This is a genomic window from Fulvivirga sp. AWR4_260, from assembly GCF_056158185.1.
This window is the reverse complement of record NZ_JBSWSU010000015.1, coordinates 3,102,577-3,125,435: the sequence shown is the minus strand read 5'-3', so window position 1 is coordinate 3,125,435 and position 22,859 is coordinate 3,102,577. Positions and strand designations below refer to the sequence as shown.

The window sequence follows — 22,859 nt, the reverse complement described above, 5'->3', positions numbered from 1 at the left end:
AAAAAAGCCGCTTTTTAGCGGCTTTTTTTATGCTTTCTTTACAAATTCTGACTTTAAAGCCATGGCTCCAAAACCATCTACTTTGCAGTCAATATTATGATCGCCATCTACTAAGCGAATATTTTTTACCTTGGTCCCTGCTTTTATAGGCTTAGGAGCTCCTTTAACAGGTAAATCTTTAGCTATTACTACATCATCACCATCCTGAAGTGTATTTCCATTGGCATCTTTTACAATAGGGCCATTGGCTTCAGCAGCTGCTTCTTCGGGGTTCCATTCGTGGCCACATTCAGGGCACATCATTAATACACCAGTAGAATAACCAAATGGTGAGTTACATTCAGGGCAATTTTGTGTTTCGGACATATTTCAGATTTTATTAGGGGCTGCAAAGTTAAATAAATTTTTAATGAGGATGGCATTAGCGCTGCAACTGAGGGGATTATTCTTAAATTTTCATAAATTTTTAAATTAATTTTAATTATTTATTAATTGATATTAAATTTGGTTTTATTAATAATTAAATAATCTAAAATGACCTTAAAGAGACTTTTTTTAATCTTGTTTTGCTTTGTTGTGTTCTCCTCTTGTTCTGATGATGAAGATGATCCTCAGCCTTCAAATTCCGATTTATTAGGCAATTGGAAGCTAAGTGTTTTTCATTATGAGGGTGAAAGCGAGATATCGGTGCAAGGATTCACGACAAAAACCACATTTGAAGGAAATGGGTATGACATGGACTATGATCTTGTATTTACAGCGGACCCTAATAAAGTGGAGTCTAGTGGAAGTTATAGTATTAACTTAAAATATGTTGTAAGCAGTAATTTACTTGATGAAGATATGGAATACGAGCAAAACGCTGAAGGTATTAAGTATCAGAGTGGATCAAGTTGGGAGTTGAAGGGAGATATTTTAACAGTAACTTCAGACTCAGGAGTATCGCAAGATGCAGAAATTATTAGTCTTTCAGATACTAAGCTTGAATTAAAAACTACTCAAACTCAAAACATAAATGGTTCTCAAGTGGAGATCGATGCCTTTATGACATTTGAAAAATAATAATTCATTATATAATATAGCCTTTGCGTGTACGCAAAGGCTATTTTTATGAAGATTTTTAAAATAACAATAGCGGCCTTACCATTTCTTTTTATCATCTGGGTTATGGTTAGTGCAGATTTAGGAGCTAGTAATTTCTTTGTTGATTTTGTGCACTCTTTCCCTTATGGCGATAAAGTTGGGCATGTATTTGTGTTCGGTACGTTAACTCTAGTGCTTAGCCTAGCTACTAAGTTAAAGCGTTTAAAAATCTATTATTTACGCCCATTATTAGCGGCTATTGTCGTTTTTATATTTGCCGTAATCGAAGAAGTTAGTCAGCTTGCTTTTAAGACCCGTACATTTGATTTGGCAGATGTGCTTTGCGATATAGTCGGTATAATTCTGTTTGGTTACTTATCTATTTATTTAGTGGAAACTATGCGTAAATATGCGTCAAGGCAGTAAATTTTTTCTGTTTTAGTAGAGGGTAAAAGTCAATATTCAAATTGCCGTTTTGACATTTTATTTTTTAGAACGGCTTTATCTACAAAAATAACAGGAGTAAAGTCATTGCTAATCCTGCTAAAGTGAAATACATTCCTTTCTTAAAAACACTGGTTTTGGGCATGAACATCCAAAATGATGAGACTACAAAAAAGAATAATGATACGCCAAAAAAGATGTTTAAAAAGGCTAGGGGTTTACTGCTGGTAGCCTTGTGCAAGTGAGTCATTTTTTCAAGCACAAATGGCAATTCCTTTTTTGTGTATTTGACTTCATGATTTTTCGTATTGTAAGAGCCATCTCTAAAGTAAGCCATGTCACCTTCTACTTTATCAATTTTAAAACGTCTTATTTTTAATGCTTCTCCTAAATTTTCTAACGTGGTTTCTGTTGGTAATACTTCATGTACGGTAGTTACATGTTTAAAAGTGTCTTTATCTCTAAAAATCAAAACAATTCCACTAATGGCATAAACGGCCATAATGCCAGCAAGGAAGAAGCCTAAATAGCGATGGTAAATTCTCATTTTCATGTTCATAGGATCATATCTATTTAATAAAAAGGGAAAGATAATGTGATTCAATAACTTGAGAAATATAAAGTTGATAGGAGGTTAAATATATAAAATTACAAATCAAGTATTTATGATTTTCAGTTAACGCAAAAAAGGCTTTTCAGTTAATGAAAAGCCTTTTTTTTGACAGTTAGTGAGTGAATGTTATTCTTTTATGATTTTAATGGTTTTACTCGTATTCTCATTCGAAACTTTAATAAAGAATATCCCATTTGACAAGGTACTGATATTCATTTGAACAAGCTCTGATTTTGTGTTCTTGCTCTGAAGTAACTGCCCTTTCATGTCATAAAGATCGACCTGAGTTGACTTAGTATTATTTTTCAATTCTATAGTTACATGGTCCGAGGAAGGTACAGGGTAAACTTGTATGTCATTCCTTAAGGCTTCATTAATTCCTGTTGTTTCATCAGTTATTGTAATTGTTACTTCGTCAGTAGCAGAGCATGCATTGGCATCTTTTACAGTCACAGAAATGTCGAAAGAACCCACGCCAAGTTCATTGCCTGATAAAATCAGAGTGTTTTCCGTAGAGTTATCACTCCATAAGTAAGTATCGAAGTTTTCTGATGCTGCCAGTGTAATAGATTCGTTAACGGTGATTTCCTGGTCTTTTCCAAGATCGATAGTAGGAAGAGGGTTTACTGTTACTACTACCGTGTCTAAGTCATATCCATCATATTCATTAGCCCCTGCAACATAATATATGCTGGTTTCTTTTGGGTGCACGGTTATGGAGTTGCTTTCGCTCAAAATTTCCTGATCCTCGTTATACCATCTCAAATAGGCGATTTCACTAGCGGTGAGTGTAATAGTATCCTTTTGGCAGATTTCGAACTTACCTGTACTACTAGTTACGGTAATATCTGGCTGTTCTAATATGGTAATATATTCCTCTTTTGTCAGGGTGTTATCACCAACCTCATTCGTTACAGATAATGTAACCTTGTAAACTCCAGACTTATTGTAAGATACAAAAGGGTGTTGTTGATTTGATGTAGCAGGTGATCCTCCTTCAAACTCCCAAGCCCATGTAGTGGGATATGAAGTACTTTCGTCTGAGAATTTTATGCTTTCTCCTGTTGAAGTGATGTTTTTAGATGCTCTAAACTGTACTGAGGGACTTTCTGTAATGTCCATATCTTTGATTTGGACATTATCAATAAATAAATTGTTTCCAAAACCAGAAATATTATTAAATCCTATTCTTAGATCATTTATGCCTTTCCAATTCTCTAATGGTACATAAATAGTTTTCCATTGATCTGGAGAAGGTACAAATGCATCAGTGTAATCATCTGTAGTAGCAAGATCTCCTCCTTCGGCAGCCCATATATAATTTAGTTCTGTTGAGCATCCTGAATAAATAGAAACGCCTAATCCATCATAATAGCTGGCGTTGTAGCGTGCATACGCCACGTCAAATACCAAATAAGGGTTAGCTATGTTTTCTATATTAATCAATGGAGAAAACAAGATGTCAGATCTTCCTGCGTCATTGTTGTAGTTGTTAACGTACATGCAGCCATTGATGCCATTGCCTGTATCAATATTTATTTGCTCCCAAGCCAGTTGCGCATCAGGGTTATAAAACGACCAATCTGCTAAATTGCTTTCATCGGTGAAATCGTTGTTGTATGGCCCTTGCTCGGTTACTTTAGATAGGACTGAAAACGCGTTGTAGTATGATAATACATCCTCACCATTTTCATTGCTAACTGTTAGTTGAAGGCTGTAGTTGCCGGGGGTGCTAAAGGTGTGTTCTATGTTTTGAGTTTCATAGTAGCCTACAATATCTGCATTGTCAGAATTATATATTATCCATGCCCATGAGTTAGGGTTTCCTTCAGAGTTGTCTGTTAATGTAATGCTTTCATCAGGGCAAAGTATGGATGTGCTGATGGTAGTTTTAGCAATAGGGAAGCTAGGGCCTTCTGCCACTTCCGAAGTGAGTAGCTCTCTTCTTCGTGGAGAATTGTTCATTACAGTCATTATCCTGTCTTTTTGATCTTGCGTGAAGATGTTCATACATGCATCATTAGTATAATCCATGTAATTTTCTATCATATCAGGTGCATTGTCATTAGGGCATGAGTCTATGTATTTGCACCCATAATTAGCGGTAGCTGCATTGGGCGTGTCTTCACAGAAATCGTCATATGAACATCCATCTTCTTCAGGTCCATCTCCCCAAATGTGACGCAGCCCAAGCCAGTGACCAACTTCATGAGTGGTAGTTCTGCCTAAATTGAAGGGGTAAGATACATTGCCTTCTCTACCAAAGTATTGATGTCCTATTACTACTCCGTCAGTGCTGGCTAAGGCGCTTTCTGGTAAGCCATCGAGTCCGGATAAAACAGGAAATTGAGCATACCCAAGAATTCCGTCCATATCCCCTCCAAATTCAACAGTCCATATGTTTAAGTATTTTGTGGGATCCCAGATAGTGTTGGGTTTTAATGAATTTTGAATAGCATCATACTCCCAGTATGGTCTTCCTCCATACACCCTATCTATGCCTACTTCTTCTAGTAAGTTGCCTTCTTCATCCATCACTGCTGGTGCAAATTCAATTTCTATGTCAGCCCCATCTGGGTGTTCGTTGTAACCTGCTGTGCCTGCCGCTTTTCTGAAATCTTCGTTTAATACATCTATCTGAGAGTAAACCTGATAATCTGCTATATTGGCATTAAAACCTTTAGGGTTGTCATTGTGAATAACGTGTACAATTACTGGAATAGTAATGATGTTGTTCCCAGTTCTTGACGCAGCTCTTTTTTGAATATAAATGCTTTTTAGATTGTTGAGTTGCTTTTCAAATTTACTGGTGCTAGGTAGCTCGTACTTTGCATTTAACCTATTTTGGTTTTCAACAGTAAAACAGCTCCTATGTTCTGGTGCTTTGGATTGATGATCTCCTGAAGCATGACTTACTCTTGGTATTGGAGGAGTAGAAGAGTACGTGTTTTTAAATGGAGAGCTGTTTTGAGCAAATATGTGACTCCACATTAAGAACAGACAAAAAAATAGTAAAAGTTTTTTCATTTTTTAATTTTATAGATTTAGAATGTATGGTGTTGATTATCAATTTAAATAACTGTTAACAACATATACGTTGATGACTGGCGAATAAATACGCCTTGCATTAAGGTGAGTGGAAGTAATTAAAAGCCAGTTTGTTGGCAAAATATGAAAGAAACTAAGAAAAAATAAGCGAAAATTCAATTAATTTCCTTTATCTCAGAACATTATACTTGTTTCTTTGTTTTTGACAGTTTAAAATAGGGGGGGGTGGTTTTGTTATAATTACTTGTCTTGTTCTTTAAGCTCGATTACTTTGAAATGGTTCATAGACTTTTTGTGTATAGTGCCATCTATGTTTCTTAAGTGAGCTTTGCTGCTGCGTGTAAATACTGCTTGTATTTCAGCAATGATAGAAAGGGCTATTTCTGCGGGAGTCTCTGCAGCTAGTTGTAGGCCAATAGGCGCATAAATCCGTGAAAGTTGTTCTTCATCTAATAAAATTTCTTCGTTTTTGAGATCATCTATCATTCGATCAAATTTCTTGCGAGGACCTAAAATACCTATATACGGAGTTTTGTGTTCATTTAAGAGTATTTTTAACACTCCGTAATCATAGTTGTAGTTGTGGCTCACTAAAACAAAGGCAGTCCTTCTGCTTACTTTAATATTGCTTAAAGTGTCCTCTGGCTTTGTAACTATTACCTGACATGAAGCCGCGAAACGTTGGTGGTTAGCATGGGTAGTTCGGCCATCGGTTACAGAGATTTGCCAGCCCATTTTTTCCGCCATATCTGCGAGTATCAGAGCATCGTTACCTGCGCCAACTACTACTAGGTGTATAGGTTTTGGAATATACTGTAAAAAGGCTTCTGTGCAATTGTCATTATCTTTTAGTGTTACGAACTGAGATTGCTTTTCAGAAGCAACAACACTTATTTCCTCTTCAAGAAGCTTGGAGGCAGCTTTGTGTACAGTTACATGCTTATGCAAGCAGTTATTAGTGAAGAGTAGTTGCGTGCCAGGTTGTTCGTTTTTGCTTTCTAGGCTAAATATCGATACAAGTACCGATGATGTTTCTGAAATAGTAGTTTGGAGTAGTAATTGAATAGGATTATAGGCATCGTCAGCATCTATGGGCTCAAAAAGCACTTGTATTACGCCATTACAGCCTAATTGAGCTCCTATAATGGCATCATTTTCATCACTTGTGTCATAGGTGATGAGTTTGTTTTTACCTTGGTGTAAAGCGTGTAATGCTTTTTGGAGGGCATCTCCTTCAAGGCAGCCGCCACTAATGGCTCCTGTCATCATGCCATTTTCATCTATCAGCATTCTAGCTCCTGCACGTCTGTATGATGAGCCTTCTACATGTACAACAGTAGCAAGAACACATTCTAATTGATTTCTATTTGCCTCTTGGTAGGCTGATATTATTGCTTCTATTTCTGTCATACTAATGGTTTTCTAAGGGCATTAACAGCTTGTGTGATATCCTTAATCGCGATATCTATTTCTTCTGCAGATGTAAGGCTCCCAATACTGATTCTTACTGATGATAATGCCTGTAGCTTGCTTACTTTCATGGCGGTTAATACATGGGAGGGTTCGGTAATGTTGGAGTTACAGGCGGAGCCTTGTGAGATAGCTATTTGCTTAAGTCTGCGCAATAGTTTTGTACCTTCAATATCTTCGAAACCAATATTTATAATGTGAGGTGTAATATTATTAGCTCCATTAATAAATGCTCCATCAATTTTTAGTAGTGCTGATGTTAGTAATTTGTTTAACCTAGCGGTGTGTTCTATGTCGTTTTTTAAATTCTTTTGAGCCAGTTCACATGCTTTGCCAAAGCCTACAATGCCAGGGACATTGAGCGTTCCGGCTCTCAGGTGCTTTTCCTGATCACCTCCGGTAAGAAATGGCTGAAGCTTAACACTTGAATTTTTATTGATATAAAGTGCTCCTATGCCTTTAGGCCCATATAGCTTGTGCGCGCTAAAAGCAGCCATGTCAATACCTTCTGTAGTGACATTGAAAGGGATTTTTCCTAGAGCTTGTGTGGCATCGGTTATGAACGCAATATTATGTTTATTCGCTATTTCACTCATTAACTCAATGGGATGAATTACACCGGTTTCATTGTTAATAGTCATTAAACAAATGGCTAACGTATTTTCTGAAATTAGCGCTTCAAGAGCTTGTAGATTTATGTTTCCTTTAGCATCAACCTCTAAATAACTAACCGAGGCACCTTGCTTCTCTAGGCTGTTGCATGTCTCTAAGACAGCTTTATGTTCTGTTTGGCAAGTGATAATATGGTTTTTTTCTGAATGAAGTTGAGCGAAAAGTCCTCTAAGGCTTAAATTTATAGCTTCTGTAGCACCGCTGGTAAAAATGATCTCAGAAGGTGCTGCACCTATTAAATTGGCTACCTGTTGGCGTGCTATATCTACGGCTTCAGCGGCATCCCAGCCGTAAGCATGTGCTGAGCTGGAGGCATTGCCGTAAACCTCGGTAAAATAGGGTAGCATGCACTCTAATACCTCCTGTTTCACTGGAGTAGTAGCACTATAGTCTAAATATATTTTGTTTCTGTTAATCAACTTATTCTAACCTGAATATATTTTGAAGATTCAAAATTACTCCTATTACTAGAAGGTTTACCTGCGCAAATCAAAGCAAAAATTGCAAAAATCAATCTAATGTAGCACACTCTTCTTAGTAAGGGGTGAAAAAGTTTGAAATTCGTAATAATTGGTTTGATTGTTATAGCCGATAAAATAGCGTGGCATTTAGCTTTACACATGGTAAACACTATTTTTAATCATTATATATTAACTATAACATAATAACTTTATTAGGGTTATAAAGCATATAATGGTTATTATACATTAACATTACCATTTATCATAAGGCTTGAATTTTATAATTAAACCACAGTTAAGAAGAGCAAATATGCATGAACCAACTAAAAAAGGAGGTCATCAATACCACTGGAAAATATTATTGGTATTATCGGCTGTCCTTTTCATTACCACGGCTGTAACCGTAAGTAAAAAAGATGGCGATATTGAAGAGTACAGGGCAAGTTTAGGAAGTAAAAAAGATAGCATAGCCTCTGTAAAAGCTTTTAATAAAGTCTATAAAGTATTGATGCACCCTAGGTGTATGAATTGTCATCCTTCGGGCGATGTGCCTTTGCAAGGAGACGATAGTCATATCCATACCATGTTACCACAAAGGGGAGAAGATGGTAAAGGCTTATATGCCATGCAGTGTTCCAACTGCCACCATAGTAAAAGCGTGCCAGGAGAACATACTCCGCCAGCTAATGCTAATTGGCACTTACCACCTGCAGACATGAAAATGGTATTTCAAGGCAAGTCAGCACATGAGCTAGCTAAGCAGTTGGTGAATCCTGAATTAAATGGTCATAAAAATATGAAGGCGTTGCTAGAGCATGCCAATGATGGTTTAGTAAAAACGGGGTTTGCAATGGGAGGCGGAAGAACACAGCCACCGCTTTCATATGAAGAGTTCAAAAAGGAATGGACTAAATGGATAAAAACAGGGGCTTATGCTCCTCAAGCAGATTAATTTTATAAAATAAGAACTACTAAGCTTTAAATCATAAGCTTAAATAAAATATACTCATTATGGCAGTATTTAACTTAAAAGTAAATGGAAGCCAGCATCAGGTAGATGTAGACCCTGACACCCCGCTTTTATGGGTATTGAGGGATAACCTGAACTTGGTAGGGACGAAATTTGGATGTGGCATTGCGCAATGCGGTGCTTGCACGGTGCATATGGATGGCAATGCGGTGAGGGCATGTTCAATGCCAGTTAGTGTTGTGGGCGAGAAAGAGGTGACCACCATAGAAGGACTATCCAAAGATGGAGACCACCCTGTACAGAAGGCGTGGCTAGAGCATGATGTGCCACAGTGTGGCTATTGCCAAGCAGGGCAGATTATGAGTGCAGCATCGCTATTAGCTCAAAATTCTAATCCTAATGATGATGAAATAAGAAGAGCTATGAATGGTAATATATGCCGATGTGGTACTTATACCAGAATAAATAAAGCTATAAAATCAGCAGCAAAAGAAATGTAATATGGCATCAGTAAAAACACACTTTAAGAGAAGATCTTTTTTAAAAGTAGCAGCTGCTAGTGGAGCAGGTCTGATGTTGCAATTCAGCTGGGCACCATCAATGGCAGGGAAGAAAACTGCTGAAGAAATTGAGGGGGTATTTAGACTCAACGGCTTTATAAAAATTGCTAACGATGGTACTGTTACTATATTTTCACCTAATCCTGAAATAGGTCAGAATGTGAAAACTTCAATGCCTATGATAGTGGCAGAAGAGTTAGAGGTGGATTGGAAAACGGTAATGGTGGAGCAGGCACCATTAGATACCAACTTATATACTCGCCAATTGGCAGGTGGTAGCCAGTCTATCCGTCAGGGATGGAAAGGACTGCGTATGGCAGGCGCTACTGCAAAGGAAATGCTAAAAGAGGCTGCCGCTAAAAAGTGGGGGGTGCCTTCTAGCGAAATTACTGCTAGTATGAGTATGCTTCATCACGAAAAAAGTGGTAAAAAGGCAGGCTACGGTGAAATGGCATCGGCAGCGGCTGAGATAAAAGTGCCTGAAGAGGTGGAGCTAAAAGATGTGAAGGATTTCACCATTGTTAAATCATCTAAGCTTAATGTAGATGGTCAGAAAATAGTAACAGGTCAACCGCTTTATGGATTAGACTATCGGCAGGAAGGAATGCTTACTGCTATGACTATCCACCCACCGGCATTTGGTATGACATTGAAAAGCTTTAATAAAGAAGAGGCTTTAAAGCTACCCGGAATTGTAGATGTATTTCCTATCAAGCTTTATAATGAGGGTTATGTGCAAGGGTATTTTGATACTACTGCATTTCCCGAATTACTTATAGTTGTGGGCAAGTCTACATGGCAAATAATGAAGGCTAAGAAGGATATTGAGGTGTCATGGGAAAAGATGGAGGCCTACAAAGTTAACTTTACGGGGTTTAGTGGTGAAGATGTAAGTACCCGAGAGGTGCCCTCAGGTTTGGAAAGTACCTCAGAGCATATCACTAAATTAAAAGAACTGGGCCTAACTAAATCTGAAGAAGTGAGGAAGGATGGAGACCCAGAGGAGGTGTTTAAGAATGCTGCGAAGGTAATAGAAAGAAACTATACCGCGCCATTTTTAGCGCATAGTACCATGGAGCCAATGAACTTCTTCGCCAATGTTACTGCGGATAAGGCTGAGTTGGTGGGACCTATTCAAACTCCGGAGTATATGGAGAAAACTGTTTCTGAGCGTTTGGGTATGCCATTGGATAAGATAGATATTCAAATGACGCGTATGGGCGGTGGCTTTGGACGTAGGTTGTATGGGCATTTTCTGGTAGAGGCAGCTATTATATCTCAAAAACTTAATGCGCCTGTTAAGCTTGTTTATTCAAGGGAAGATGATATGTCTTTCGGTATTTATAGACCTGCATACCATGCATACTATAGAGCTGCATTGGATGAGAATAATAATCTGATAGCCTTTCAGGTAAGAGCAGGAGGAATTCCTGAAAGTCCACTATTCGCTAATCGTTTTCCTGCCGGAGCGGTAGATAATTACTTAGCGGAGCAGTGGAGTACAGAAACCAATATTACTATTGGCGCGTTTAGAGCACCTCGTTCTAACTTTATAGGTGGTGTGGAGCAAGCCTTTTTAGATGAGGTGGCTGAAGCGGCAGGCAAAGATCCTATAGAATTTAGGCTCGAACTTTTAGAGCGAGCTAAAAACAAGCCGGTAGGTGAAAACAACGATTATGATGCAGCCAGATATGCAGGTGTATTAGAGCAAGTAAAGGATAAGTCGGGGTGGAAGAAGAATGAAACCTCTAAAAAGAGGGGAGTAGCGGCTTATTATTGTCATAATAGCTATGTGGCTAACGTAGTGGATTTGGTGATGGAGAACGATCAACCAATAATAGAAAAAGTATACTGCTCAGTAGACTGTGGTATTGTGGTTAACCCAATTGCAGCTTCTAATATGATGGAAGGAGGTACAATAGATGGACTTGGGCATGCCATGTTCAGTGCTATGACTTTCAAGGATGGAGCTCCTGAGAAGACTAATTTTGATAAGTATAAACTTATTAGGAACTATAATGCACCAAAGGAAGTAGAAGTAAATTTTATTGAGAATAATATTGATCCTACTGGTTTGGGAGAACCTCCCTTTCCGCCTGCAATAGGAGCATTAGCAAATGCATTATATAAAGCCACTGGGCGCAGGTATTACAATCAGCCATTTTTGGAAGCTGATCAGGAAATGATTTAAGTGCTTCTGGTATGAGGTAATTTAAATCTCTGGATAAATTGTAAAAGGCATTGAGGATAATTCTCAATGCCTTTTGTTTTAGTCTTGAAGGCCTTTGCCTTGCATTATTTTAGGGATATATTTATTAACTCTGTCAGTGCGAGTTTTACTTTGTTTAGCATTGGAAAAATGCAGTAAATACCCTCTTTGTCTTCCGGGGGTTAATGCGTAAAATGCATCTTTCAGGTTTTTGTCATTATCGATAGCTGACTGAAACTCTTCAGGTATTTCATATTCAGAAGTTTTCTTCAGCTTTACCTGTAAACCGGCCTTTTCTACCTCCATAGCCTCGTATATATAAGCTGTGATGGACGTTTTCATTTCCGTTATTTCCTCTTCATTTGCAAATCGAATTTGCCTACCTGCCTGCACATTTTCAGTTTGTTGAATCAGTATATTATCAGGGTCTTTGAGTAATGATCCTTTATGAAATAATAAAGCACAGTAATCTTTAAATCCATGTATGAGTACAATGTTGTGTCCATCATAGGTAAAGCATGGTTTACCCCATTTCAGCTCCTCATTTAGTCCGCATTCTAAAATGATACTACGGAGCTGTAGAAATGATTTTTGCCATTTTCCGGGCTCTTTAAAGAATACTTCTATGTCTTTGATCATGTGATAAATTTAATCATTAATTGCATATCAAACAGGGTTTTGTATAGCAAGTGCTAATAGTGCTAGTTGATATCACTTGGTTAAGATTCCATACTTTTTTACGTTGTTGTTGAAGTCTTGTAAGTCAATGATGTCAGAGGCCCAAGCAATAAAACCATCAGGGCGAATTAACCCCCCTTTTAATTCAGAATCTAGGCTGGTGTAATGGTAATAGTTAAATGAATTAGAGTTACTTTCTTGCCATTCAGATAGTAACTTGTCTTTAGTGAAATCTATTAAAAGCCATTGTCCTGATGTCATATATTCGGTGAAATTGTCTTCTTCCTTAAGTAGAAAACTGGCTCTGCGTCCAACTAACGGGTGTTTAGCATTAAGGTTGTAGGTCGTGGAGGTGGCTCTGACACGGTTGGCCATGTAGGTGGCACCATCTTTCGTCAACAATAAATCCTTCATTACACTGTTTAAAGCTTCTGCTTCCGGAGTTGATTTCATTAATGCCACCTGAGCTCTGGACCAATCTAAGACTTCTTTGCCTAGTGGATGACGTTCTGTGTGATATGTGCCTAATAGGCTTTCTGGAGCTCGCTTATGGATGCAGGCGGCCAGCTTCCATCCTAAATTCATGGCGTCACCTAAGCCTAGGTTAAGACCTTGTCCACCTAATGGCGAATGTATGTGAGCAGCATCTCCAGCTAAGAAAACACGGCCATCTCGGTATCTGTCTACTTGCTTAGCGCGGTCAGTCCAGCAGGAGGCGGTCTCTAGATTGGTTACTGTTACATCAGTCTCCGAAATACGCCTGAGTAGTGCTTGAAAATAGTCTTTTGTGATTGTTTGTTTAGACTTATGGAAAGCACCTTTGTCAAAATCCTGAAGAATGATAAACTCAGGTTGAGATTTCAGATACATGCCTTGCGAAGTCTTTATTCTACCTGTTTTAAGCTTTTCCGCACCGTGTAAGGTTAGTTTTGCAGAATAGCCTGTAAACTCCGGAGGTGTGCCTATGAAGTTGAAATTGCCGCTTTTGCGAACAGTACTTTTGCCTCCATCGCACCCTACTAACCATTTGGAAGTGTATATGCCTTTATTTGTTTCTGTTTTTACTTCTGATTCATTCTGTGAATGGTTTTCTATAATGCAACCTCTTATTATAGTAACACCTAGATTTAAAGCATGCTCAGTGAAAATATCTATTAACTCTTGCATTTCACTGAGTAAGTGTGTGGGTAAAAGGCTGCTTACTTGATCGCTCAATATTGAGGTGTCAATATTTTCTGAATGAAAAGGAATGCCAGCAAAATGGCCTGCTTGAGTAAGTGAATTCGTTGCCTGATCTTTTGACTTCATATGCGGGGTTTTAAAGCGCTTTGATAGTTGTAGTTTATCCAGGAGCCCGCGATAGTACAAACTTTCGATAGAGGGCACGGAAAGGCCTCTCATGCCGAAAGGAAGTCTAAGTAATGGAGATGTAGAAGTCGTTTCTTTTTCAAGAATAGCTACTTTGCAGTTGGCTAAAGCCAGTTCGCCAGCTAAAAATAGACCTACCGGACCTGCACCAGCTATAATTACATCATAATGATGGTTTGATTGCATATCATTCATTGAGTAGTTTTTTGTTTTAGATATGCAAAGCTCACTTTAGCTAATGAGCTAGGATTGTATAAATCCGCCAATATTCATTGGTCGGTTATGTTTTCTTATTCGCTTTTCTAGCGAATGAAGCAGGGGTGGTGCCGCTATATTTTTTAAATTCACGGATGAGGTGCGATTGATCTGTGTATCCAAAGTCATGTGCCAGAGCAGCTAAATTGCTATTTGGGTATGTCCAGAGATGGTTGCGCACCTGCTCGAAACGCATTATGCCAGAAATATCTTTTACGGTACGTCCCGAGTGCTGTTTAAAGTGCCTTTCTAAAGACCTAACGCTCATGTTAGCATTGTCGGCTACTTCAGAGACTGAAGAGGTGCCATGGGTGTTTCTAATAGTTTTACCTGCTTGTGTTATGGATTTATTGGTAGAATGAATGGCATCAATGCGAGTGAAATAATCTTCCAGTAGCAGTAATGCCTTATCTATTTCATTTCCGGAGATAAATGTCTGGATGGAAGCTTGTAGATCACTAATTGGGTGCGATGCTATCGAGAAGCTGTTTAGTGTATTAGTAGGAAGTTCTAGTAATTTGAAAACCGCCCATGGGTGACACCTGACTCCGATTACTTCAAAATGACCTTTAGCCTCAATAATGGCCGGTGTGTTTAGCAATCCCATAACGAAAGGAGAGTCCCATAATTGAACCTTTCCTTCATAACTTATCCGGCAGGTTTTATTAAAATGGAAAATAATTTCAGCATAACCATCCGGTATAATTTCGAAGGAAGAATGGGAGGCTCCAAAATCAAGACAGGTGTACCAAAAGCAAGCAATGGTATCTTTTATCTGTTCTGAGGCCTCACGTTCAATATATTTTTTGATGTTGGACAGCATGTAGTATGGGCCACTTGTTTCTTTTTTAAATTGTGATTACTTTCCGATACAAAACTTACTAAAGATATTCGCCAACAAGTCATCGGTTGTAATTTCACCAGTAATCTCCCCTAAATAATGTAGCGATTGCCTGATGTCCATGGCTAGGAAATCACCGGTGATGTTGTTGCCAAGTCCATTGAGTACGTCTTGCAGGGCGTTTCTGGTTTTGAGTAAATTGTCGTAGTGGCGTATGTTAGTCACTATGGTGTTGCCAGACTTGAAGTTATCCAAGTTCACCTCTTCCAGAATTCTGTCTTTTAGCGCATCAAGATTCTCTTTGGTGTTGGCAGCTATCAGTATTGAGCCTTTTACTGATTCAACTGCAGCTTTTAACTCTGGTTGAGCTTTGTCAATTTTGTTTCCTACCACTATAAAAGGAATACCCATGTTCTCCAGTTTGTTAATGTCGCGGTTGAAATCCACTACATTGTCATTGGCCAAGTCAATCATATAGATGATAAGAGAGGCCTTTTTCATTTGTGCTTGTGTGCGCTCTACACCAATCTTTTCAATGGTATCTTCCGTTTCTCGGATACCGGCCGTATCAATAAATCTAAAGGTAATACCCCCTAGGTTAATCTCATCTTCAATTACATCTCTGGTAGTACCAGCTATATCAGAAACAATGGCTTTTTCTTCATTTAAAAGTGCATTGAGCAATGTAGATTTACCTGCGTTTGGCTTGCCCGCAATAACAGTAGGAACGCCATTTTTGATCACATTACCTAAGTCAAAGCTTTCAATTAAGGCATTAATCACCTTCAGTAAGTTAGTGATGAGTTGCTTTAAGTCATCTCTATTGGCAAATTCAACATCTTCCTCACCAAAATCTAGTTCTAGTTCTATCATGGAAGCAAAGTGGATCAACTCCTCTCTCAGCTGGCGTATTTGCTCAGAGAAGCCACCTCGCATTTGGTTAAGTGCAGCTTCGTGAGACGCGGCCGAATCTGAATTGATCAGGTCGGCCACAGCTTCGGCCTGAGCAAGGTCAAACTGGCCGTTTAAGAAAGCTCTCTTGGTAAATTCGCCTGGTAATGCTAGCCTGGCACCAGCGCCTAGAAGTACTTTAATAACCTGCTTTACAATAAATGGAGAGCCATGGCAGCTTATCTCCACCACGTTTTCTTTTGTAAATGATTTAGGTCCAACAAATAGGGCTACTACTACCTCATCTATTACTTTTTCTCCTTCTCTTATAGTGCCAAAATGTAAAGTGTGAGTAGCCTGCTTCTCTAGGTCTTTGCCTTTAAATACGCTGTTACATATTTTTATGGCATCATCACCAGAAAGCCTGATGACGGCTATAGCACCTACGCCAGGTGCGGTAGAAAGGGCTACTATGGTATCTTCAGTGGATCCTATATGCTGACTCACGATATTCTTCTTTTTATGAGTTGCAAATGTACTGATATTGATGAATAGATGCACATATCACTTGTTATTCATAGTAAAGACTATATCACTAGCTGCAGTCATTTAGAATTTAAAAAGGGACAGTATGACTGTCTCGATATTTGAAGGTTTTTAATAATGAACAAAAAACGGAAGTAGGCGAGGGTGAGGCGCTCATAAAAGTGTGGTCTACTGGTATCAATCCTGTAGATAGTGTCATCACTCTAGGAGACAATTGAATCCGATAATTTAAAAGTTAAAATTCAGCAAGTCTACGAGTTAGCGCAAGGCAAGGTGTATGTGATCAAATTACTAGCGGACATACTACCGGAAAAATAGTATTCTCCATCAACTAGAAATGCACTTCGTCTTATATGTATTGAAACATAGGCATTAAGCCTGTATTTTGGATGGTCGTTATTGTAAATAGTAACGACCATTTTTTTGTTCAACTGGCTTAATCAAATCCGTGAAAACTTTACTATTTTTTGCAGGCTGCATATTAACGGCAACATCTTTTACTTATGCTCAGGAAGATAATACCCGACAAGCGGAAGAGTATTTACAACTGGCTGATGGCATATATTCACAGCAAAAAGAAGCCATAGAAGAGGCTAAAGAGTTGTATATAAAAGCCGCAGATTTAGATCCTGATAACGTAAAGGCTAATTGGATGGCCGGTAAGCTCTACTTAGAAACTATAAATAAAGATGCTGCACTTCCTTATTTGGTGAGGGTTAATGAATTAAAACCATCTTACAGGTTTGATATACTGTATCAGATAGGTAGAGCTTATCATTATGGATTAGACTTTGATATGGCCTTGGAGTATTATCAAAAATATCAGAAGAAAGTGCTTGGTGATGTTCACTATCGTGGTAAAGATCGAGTGCTTCCAGAAGATGTAGAAAGACGCATTTTAGAATGTAATAATGGTAAAGAAATTCTCCTACAACCTGCTAGGTATGCCGTTCTGCCATTAAACCCAGGGGTAAATTCCGTTTGGCCAGACTATGCTCCGGTGTTAAATGCCGATGAAACCGTTATGATTTTTACTTCAAGAAGAAGGGAAGGTAATACAAGTGAAGATGTGGACAGAGATAATTTCTATTTTGAAGATGTATTCATTTCTAAAAAAAGCGGAGGCCAGTGGGGTGAAGCTCAAAATATAGGTAGTCCTATAAATACAGAATTTCATGATGCTAATGTAGCTATTTCTCCCGATGGTAACAGACTCTACTTATATAAAGGAATTAATGCAGGAGACATTTATTATAGCGACTTTGAAAATGGTGAATGGACAGAGCCTGAATATTTAACCAATAAGATTAACTCCTCTATTTACTCAGAAAATTCGGTGGCAGAAACTTCATCTACAGATGTACTTTTTTATACAAGCGACAGGCCAGGGGGTGAAGGAGGTATTGACATTTACATGTGCATTAAAAATAAAGGAGAATGGTATAAGTCTAAAAGCCTTGGGCCGGTTATTAATACAAGGTATGATGAAGATAGTCCTTTTCTGGCTCCTGATGGAAAGACACTGTATTTTAGTAGTAGTGGGCATAAAGGCTACGGAGGTTATGATATATTTAAGTCAGTTTACGATAGCCTTACTGAAAGTTGGTCAGAGCCTGAAAATTTAGGATACCCTATTAATACGCCTGACGATGAAATATATTTCAGGGCCTCTAAAGATGGTAGAAGTGGTTATTTTTCTTCGGTTAGAGAGGGAGGACTAGGCTATACTGATATTTTTCAGGTAAAATATTATGGTGATGGCAAGGCGCCAGATAATCAAATTTTACCTTTAATGGCTGCTAACAATACTGGCAGTAATGATGAGGCTATGAATGAAATAGAGTCTGAAGTAGCTAAGGCAAATGGCTTTGAGCCTCATGAAACCCAATTAATGGCTAAGGCACATAGAATTTTCTTTAATAACGCCCAAAGTGCCATTTTAGAGACACATCAGCAAGAGTTGGATAGCATTATTGCTATGCTTGATAAATATGAAGTACTTAATATTGATATAGCAGGTTATGCTAGTGCAGATGGTAATCCGCGTTATAATTTAAGCTTATCTCAGAAAAGAGCTCTTATAGTACTTGATTATTTTGTGACACATGGAGTAGACGAGAGGCGCATAGTAGCTCAAGGTTATGGCTCTGTGAAAGATGAAACTGGCCCTCCCGAGCAATTTAGACGAGCAGACGTACGAATAGTTGCTGAAAAGTAAAATTTAAAATTCGAATTATTAAATTTTTATATAAAAACCTACAATCATAATATAATTTCATTAACTTAGGAATTAGTGGTTTATTTGGTGATTAAATGATATTTATCAAATAAAATCACTAATTGTAGTCTTATATTTATATAAGTGATACTAAGTTAATAGAGGTTATATGCATTTCGATTTCTATTATTTAATTATTTGCATAAAATACTGGGCAAAACATTAGTTATGTGTTTTCTCAATTTTTCCTCAAACAGGTGGTAAAGCTTCCTCAACCCAACGGTTGCAATAATCTACTGTAAATAAAGCTTAGTCTTCTAAATAATTGATATTTCGTGCTTTAAACACTTTTTGGAGAGTTTTTGGTGTGTGATATATAATTTGTCTAGGTCATTTAAAGTGAGTTTTAAAGGTGGCGTGAGATTTGAAAACTCATGTGTAATCTCAAACCTCGCTAATATGCACTTATTTATACGTTTTTATAAATCATCTAAATCTATAGTAATGAACGCTTTATTACCTAAAACCTTTCTCTGTCTACTGTTTTTGGTAGGCATTGATTTCATGTTAATTGGAGCTGCTAATGCAGCCACTAATGATGTACCCTCGGTATCCATTCATGTTGAAGAAACTTCATATGTTTCATATGCCAACTTCGATGTTGATTTAGAACTGGAGGGGTTTCAGCAATTTGATTATTTAAATGTAAACTCCTCTAATTCTGCCTATAGTAAACTGAAAATAGGATATGATCGGTTTTCAGTATATGGAGAGCTGGTAGATTTAAGTGATTTTTCAGCAATAGAAATTGTACTTAAAGATTTTGATCAGAATGCCAATTGGAATAAAATTCAATTTAGACCTAATGAAAAGGGCGGATCTAAAGTAGTACTGAGTAACTATATGGATAATGCAGTGATGTTGGAAGAAGGTTGGTTCAAAATAACTATTCCAACTGCAGATTGGGCTGAGTTTTCTTCAGAATTTTCAAAATTGAAATATATTGCTTTTCCCTATAGTGCCGGAGCCGGTGATTTTAATATTGGCGTTAAAAGTATCCAATTTGTAAACGAAACAGAGGTTTTTGAGTACTTAGGTGCTGCCAAATTTGATAATGCACATGATGGAGATGGAGAAGAGGCCAGGTTATTGGCTAGTAAATCGTTTATAAATGGTGTATCTATTGATCAGGTACAAATTATAGATGAAAATGGTAAAGTGCTTACAGAGAACACGCAAATGCCTTATAATCTAACAGCTAGCTTAATGTACGGGGCACATGATATTAAAGCTCGAGTTATTGATTTGGAAGGTAATACTTATTTAAGCGCCCCTCTGAGAATACATGTAGGTAGTGGTATTCAAACATTAGTTGAAGATGCTACCTGTTATGGTAGTTATACCGCTAATGTTATTTGTGATATGGATGGAGGTGCTGCACCATTTACATTCTTGTGGGATAATGGTTCTACCGATAAAGATTTACTAGGTGTGCCAGCAGGTAATTATACGGTTACAGTTACAGATGCTAACGGTAAATCATATCATAAAAGGGTTAGAGTAAAGGAACCGTCACAGATAGAAGCTCAAATAAGTAATTATGAGGCTTGTGCTGATAGTTTAGATTTGGAAATAAGAGGGGGAGTTGGAAATTACTCTTATCAATTCGATAATGGAGCTGAAGTGCTCATGGGGAGTAATTCTCTAAATGAAGTAGCGGTGCTCCATGCTAAAGATGATGATTTTGATGATAGTAGAACTGGTTTTTGGGAAATGGTTAATGATGAAGAAGGTAATTCATATATATATGGTTCTGCAGAACAAGAGATAATATATCATGGAACCTCGTTATTTGGCACCTACTTACTGAAATTTAATCGTAATAACGAGGTGGAATGGGTGATAGAATTTAATTCAAGCACCCCATCTGTTGCGGTCAGTAAGGTCGAGCCTCATTATAATTATTTTTATGAAGTTAAGTCATTAACAATGGATAACGATGGTAATTTGTTGTTGGCAAGAGAAGGAAATGTTACTATAAAAACTCCAGATGGTAAGAATTTAACTTTAGGTGTAGAACCTGGGTATTTCATAAAATTTACCAAGGAAGGAAACCTGATTTGGGGGGTGCCATTAGAAGGAAAACCTGTAGGTATTGGTGTAGATGCTAATAATATTTATTACATAGGCTCAAATAATGCTAATCAAAATTTTGTGATTTTAGATATGATTAATGAAAATGGTGCTTTAGTTCACCATAAAGATTTTGGGGATAATAACCATAGTTATTTTACTGATTTAACAGTGTCCGCGAATGGTGATATATATGCATTAGGAGGCTTTACTAAATCAGCACGTTTTGATGGTTTTCGTTTTGAAACTAATGGATACTATGATAGTTTCGTTGCTAAGTTTGACCCCGCAGGAAATACTGTTTGGGTAAAGCAATATGGAGGAGAGGGCAGTGACTATCCTGCTGAAATAGTACTGAATAATGAGGGAAAAGTGGTGATTACATCAATAAACGATTCGCCTATTATTAAATTAGATGACATTACTTTAACAGGACGTAATTTGGCCGTAATGACTCTAGATGCCAACACTGGCATTTTTGAATGGGCCACCCCTTTTGTTAATTATACTTCTAATGTAGTTTGGAGTGGCCTAAGTGATTTAGTAGTAGATAGCGATAACAACATTTATGTTACAGGTTACACTTTTGAGCGAATTACCGTAGGTGGCGAATCTGATTATTATTATGATGATGCATTCTTATTAAAGTTTACTCCCACAGGTACAGCGGAATATATAGATGGAATTGATGGTATGGACTATAATTTTGATGGACAGATGCCTTTAGCAGTGAATGGCAATGAGGTGACGTTTGCAGGTAGTGATAGAGAAAATTGGGAAGAATATTTAGTGATAAAACGTTATGGGTCAGTAAATAAAGGACGAATTGAAGTGCCTCAAAATGCTCAAGTATTATCTGTTTCTGATAGAAATCTTTGTATTGCACAATATGCATTGGCCGATTACCAATCTACTGCTTGTATGAATCAATTGGCTAAAATAGGAGATTTAGATAGTGAAAAATTAGAGTTAGAAGTTTATCCTAACCCTTCAATGGGCAATTTTACAGTAAAAACCAATGCTTCCAATGACGTTGTGTTTAATATGGACTTAAGAGATTTAAACGGTCGGTTAGTGAGACGATATTCCAGTATCTCAGCTGAGCATACTGTAAGTAGGGAAAATATCCCAGCGGGACTATATTTAGTGAATATTTATGACAATCAGGGTAATAATTCAGTTAGTAAAATTATACTTGAATAGGTAAAGATTATATAATATTTTATATTAGGTAGGTGAATGTAAATTTTAGATTGTAAAATTATGTTCACCTGCCTTTTTTTATTATAAAATATTGATTATGAAACTAAAACCTTTACTCTTAACTTTTCTTGTCATTTCTAGTCTGGAAATAATAGCACAGCCACCAAATCCTGGTGATCCAGTTATACCATCAGCAGGTGCAGATGTGTACCACTATACTTATAATGGACTTTTGAATGCTCACATTACCGAATTTTATAATTATAAAAAATATAATTATTTAAAGGTGGTTTCATCGGGGTCAGGATACAAAAAGCTTAAAATAGGCTACAGTAAAACTAATATTTATGGGGCTTCTCATTACGTTAATTATAATGTGGTGAAGGTGAAAGTTAAGCCATTGAGTAATAATATCGATTGGGGTAAAATTCAATTTCGGCCAAATGAAAAGCGAGGCGCTAAAATTAATTTAGGTAGCTATTTATCTACTGCTTCAGTTGATGATTCCGGGTTTATTACCTTTACTATTCCTCTAGCCGATTGGGGTGATGAAAGAGAGGAGTTTAACCAATTACAATATATAGCATTTCCATATAGTGCTGATGCCGGAAACTTCGAATTGGCCATAAAATCTATAATTTTCAGTGATATCTTAGGGGAATTTCAATGGTTGGGGCCTGATAAATTTGATAATGCTAATGATGGAGCAGCAGTGAGTAATAGCAACCTGACTAGCCAGGTGGTGATGTTGGAGGAAGATCTACCACAGGTAGTGTCGGTTAAACTTACAATAGGAAATGATACCTATATTGATAATGATATGCCTTATAGTTTTGAAGTACCAGTTGAGGGTAATAATTATTTTGTAGTGGAAGTAGAGGATGATTGGGGAGAGTCAGTTCTCAAACATATTGATCTTTATTCTTTTGCAAGAAAGCGCGAGGCTAAGACCAATTCAGTGAAAGAAATAATTGTATCACCAAACCCTTCTTATGATTATTTTGATATAAAATTATCTAATGGTTCTGATGCTGACATTCATATATACGATGCTTACGGTCAGTTGAAAAAGGAATTAACTCGCGTAATGAGTGATGTAAGAATTTCAGATTTACCTTCAGGTATTTATATTATTCATGTGAAAACTGCCGAAGGAGAGAATTGTATTCAAAGACATATTGTGAAATAATTCGAGT

General features: G+C 37.5%; 17 protein-coding genes. 8 read left to right on the top strand and 9 right to left on the bottom strand.

Features of this window, described 5'->3' with window-relative positions; genetic code table 11:
• Positions 1-27: 27 nt before the first annotated feature.
• Complete coding sequence (locus tag ACXACQ_RS19475) at positions 28-366, bottom strand: zinc ribbon domain-containing protein YjdM (RefSeq protein WP_474977660.1); 339 nt, start codon at positions 364-366, stop codon at positions 28-30.
• Positions 367-534: 168 nt separating this feature from the next.
• Here ACXACQ_RS19475 and ACXACQ_RS19470 point away from each other — a divergent pair, with 168 nt between their 5' ends.
• A complete protein-coding gene (locus tag ACXACQ_RS19470; protein ID WP_474977659.1) occupies positions 535-1,062 on the top strand; it encodes a lipocalin family protein in 528 nt (175 codons plus the stop codon).
• A 48-nt stretch (positions 1,063-1,110) separates the two neighbouring features.
• On the top strand, positions 1,111-1,509 hold the full coding sequence (locus ACXACQ_RS19465) for a VanZ family protein (protein WP_474977658.1): 399 nt from the start codon (positions 1,111-1,113) through the stop codon (positions 1,507-1,509).
• A gap of 79 nt (positions 1,510-1,588) precedes the next feature.
• Here ACXACQ_RS19465 and ACXACQ_RS19460 read toward each other — a convergent pair whose 3' ends face one another.
• The 4 genes from ACXACQ_RS19460 to ACXACQ_RS19445 all read right to left on the bottom strand — a co-directional run bounded on the left by ACXACQ_RS19460 (position 1,589) and on the right by ACXACQ_RS19445 (position 7,749).
• On the bottom strand, positions 1,589-2,080 hold the full coding sequence (locus tag ACXACQ_RS19460; RefSeq protein ID WP_474977657.1) for a hypothetical protein: 492 nt from the start codon (positions 2,078-2,080) through the stop codon (positions 1,589-1,591).
• Between the two features lie 186 nt (positions 2,081-2,266).
• The gene (locus ACXACQ_RS19455; protein ID WP_474977656.1) at positions 2,267-5,167 is read right to left on the bottom strand and encodes a PKD domain-containing protein; all 2,901 of its coding nucleotides are present in this window, start codon (positions 5,165-5,167) and stop codon (positions 2,267-2,269) included.
• A 261-nt stretch (positions 5,168-5,428) separates the two neighbouring features.
• Positions 5,429-6,598, bottom strand: a complete 1,170-nt coding sequence (locus ACXACQ_RS19450) for an XdhC family protein (RefSeq protein WP_474977655.1) — start codon at positions 6,596-6,598, stop codon at positions 5,429-5,431.
• A complete protein-coding gene (locus ACXACQ_RS19445; RefSeq protein ID WP_474977654.1) occupies positions 6,595-7,749 on the bottom strand; it encodes a cysteine desulfurase family protein in 1,155 nt (384 codons plus the stop codon). Before ACXACQ_RS19445 ends, ACXACQ_RS19450 begins: the two co-directional genes overlap by 4 nt.
• A 352-nt stretch (positions 7,750-8,101) precedes the next feature.
• Between ACXACQ_RS19445 and ACXACQ_RS19440 the strand changes: the two genes are divergently transcribed.
• Genes ACXACQ_RS19440 through ACXACQ_RS19430 form a run of 3 tightly spaced genes read left to right on the top strand, consistent with a single transcriptional unit; the run spans position 8,102 to position 11,512 of the window.
• Positions 8,102-8,743 carry a hypothetical protein gene (locus tag ACXACQ_RS19440; RefSeq protein ID WP_474977653.1) on the top strand — a complete coding sequence of 214 codons (642 nt, stop codon included), beginning with the start codon at positions 8,102-8,104 and terminating at the stop codon, positions 8,741-8,743.
• Positions 8,744-8,802: 59 nt separating this feature from the next.
• Complete coding sequence (locus tag ACXACQ_RS19435) at positions 8,803-9,261, top strand: (2Fe-2S)-binding protein (protein WP_474977652.1); 459 nt, start codon at positions 8,803-8,805, stop codon at positions 9,259-9,261.
• Position 9,262: 1 nt separating this feature from the next.
• A complete protein-coding gene (locus ACXACQ_RS19430) occupies positions 9,263-11,512 on the top strand; it encodes a xanthine dehydrogenase family protein molybdopterin-binding subunit (protein ID WP_474977651.1) in 2,250 nt (749 codons plus the stop codon).
• A 78-nt stretch (positions 11,513-11,590) separates the two neighbouring features.
• Here ACXACQ_RS19430 and ACXACQ_RS19425 read toward each other — a convergent pair whose 3' ends face one another.
• The 4 genes from ACXACQ_RS19425 to mnmE all read right to left on the bottom strand — a co-directional run bounded on the left by ACXACQ_RS19425 (position 11,591) and on the right by mnmE (position 16,070).
• The gene (locus ACXACQ_RS19425; protein WP_474977650.1) at positions 11,591-12,169 is read right to left on the bottom strand and encodes a YdeI/OmpD-associated family protein; all 579 of its coding nucleotides are present in this window, start codon (positions 12,167-12,169) and stop codon (positions 11,591-11,593) included.
• Positions 12,170-12,241: 72 nt separating this feature from the next.
• A complete protein-coding gene (locus ACXACQ_RS19420; protein ID WP_474977649.1) occupies positions 12,242-13,771 on the bottom strand; it encodes an FAD-dependent monooxygenase in 1,530 nt (509 codons plus the stop codon).
• Between the two features lie 85 nt (positions 13,772-13,856).
• Positions 13,857-14,654 (bottom strand): helix-turn-helix domain-containing protein, encoded by a 798-nt coding sequence (locus tag ACXACQ_RS19415; protein WP_474977648.1) that lies wholly within the window; start codon positions 14,652-14,654, stop codon positions 13,857-13,859.
• A 36-nt stretch (positions 14,655-14,690) separates the two neighbouring features.
• Complete coding sequence (gene mnmE / locus ACXACQ_RS19410) at positions 14,691-16,070, bottom strand: tRNA uridine-5-carboxymethylaminomethyl(34) synthesis GTPase MnmE (RefSeq protein WP_474977647.1); 1,380 nt, start codon at positions 16,068-16,070, stop codon at positions 14,691-14,693.
• Between the two features lie 487 nt (positions 16,071-16,557).
• On the opposite strand from mnmE, the gene ACXACQ_RS19405 reads away from it, so the two are divergent.
• The 3 genes from ACXACQ_RS19405 (at position 16,558) to ACXACQ_RS19395 (ending at position 22,852) form a co-directional block, all read left to right on the top strand.
• Complete coding sequence (locus ACXACQ_RS19405; RefSeq protein ID WP_474977646.1) at positions 16,558-18,327, top strand: OmpA family protein; 1,770 nt, start codon at positions 16,558-16,560, stop codon at positions 18,325-18,327.
• A gap of 504 nt (positions 18,328-18,831) precedes the next feature.
• Positions 18,832-21,663: a T9SS type A sorting domain-containing protein gene (locus ACXACQ_RS19400; protein WP_474977645.1), complete on the top strand. Its 2,832-nt coding sequence runs from the start codon at positions 18,832-18,834 to the stop codon at positions 21,661-21,663.
• A 97-nt stretch (positions 21,664-21,760) separates the two neighbouring features.
• Entirely contained in the window at positions 21,761-22,852 is a 1,092-nt protein-coding gene (locus ACXACQ_RS19395; RefSeq protein WP_474977644.1) for a T9SS type A sorting domain-containing protein, read from the top strand.
• Positions 22,853-22,859 lie beyond the last annotated feature (7 nt).

Bases quoted from the DNA above. Each gene is read 5' to 3' on its own strand.
- ACXACQ_RS19475 (WP_474977660.1), bottom strand. From the start codon at position 366: ATGTCCGAAACACAAAATTGCCCTGAATGTAACTCACCATTTGGTTAT.
- ACXACQ_RS19470 (WP_474977659.1), top strand. From the start codon at position 535: ATGACCTTAAAGAGACTTTTTTTAATCTTGTTTTGCTTTGTTGTGTTC.
- ACXACQ_RS19465 (WP_474977658.1), top strand. From the start codon at position 1,111: ATGAAGATTTTTAAAATAACAATAGCGGCCTTACCATTTCTTTTTATC.
- ACXACQ_RS19460 (WP_474977657.1), bottom strand. From the start codon at position 2,080: ATGAAAATGAGAATTTACCATCGCTATTTAGGCTTCTTCCTTGCTGGC.
- ACXACQ_RS19455 (WP_474977656.1), bottom strand. From the start codon at position 5,167: ATGAAAAAACTTTTACTATTTTTTTGTCTGTTCTTAATGTGGAGTCAC.
- ACXACQ_RS19450 (WP_474977655.1), bottom strand. From the start codon at position 6,598: ATGACAGAAATAGAAGCAATAATATCAGCCTACCAAGAGGCAAATAGA.
- ACXACQ_RS19440 (WP_474977653.1), top strand. From the start codon at position 8,102: ATGCATGAACCAACTAAAAAAGGAGGTCATCAATACCACTGGAAAATA.
- ACXACQ_RS19435 (WP_474977652.1), top strand. From the start codon at position 8,803: ATGGCAGTATTTAACTTAAAAGTAAATGGAAGCCAGCATCAGGTAGAT.
- ACXACQ_RS19430 (WP_474977651.1), top strand. From the start codon at position 9,263: ATGGCATCAGTAAAAACACACTTTAAGAGAAGATCTTTTTTAAAAGTA.
- ACXACQ_RS19425 (WP_474977650.1), bottom strand. From the start codon at position 12,169: ATGATCAAAGACATAGAAGTATTCTTTAAAGAGCCCGGAAAATGGCAA.
- ACXACQ_RS19420 (WP_474977649.1), bottom strand. From the start codon at position 13,771: ATGAATGATATGCAATCAAACCATCATTATGATGTAATTATAGCTGGT.
- ACXACQ_RS19415 (WP_474977648.1), bottom strand. From the start codon at position 14,654: ATGCTGTCCAACATCAAAAAATATATTGAACGTGAGGCCTCAGAACAG.
- ACXACQ_RS19400 (WP_474977645.1), top strand. From the start codon at position 18,832: ATGAACGCTTTATTACCTAAAACCTTTCTCTGTCTACTGTTTTTGGTA.
- ACXACQ_RS19395 (WP_474977644.1), top strand. From the start codon at position 21,761: ATGAAACTAAAACCTTTACTCTTAACTTTTCTTGTCATTTCTAGTCTG.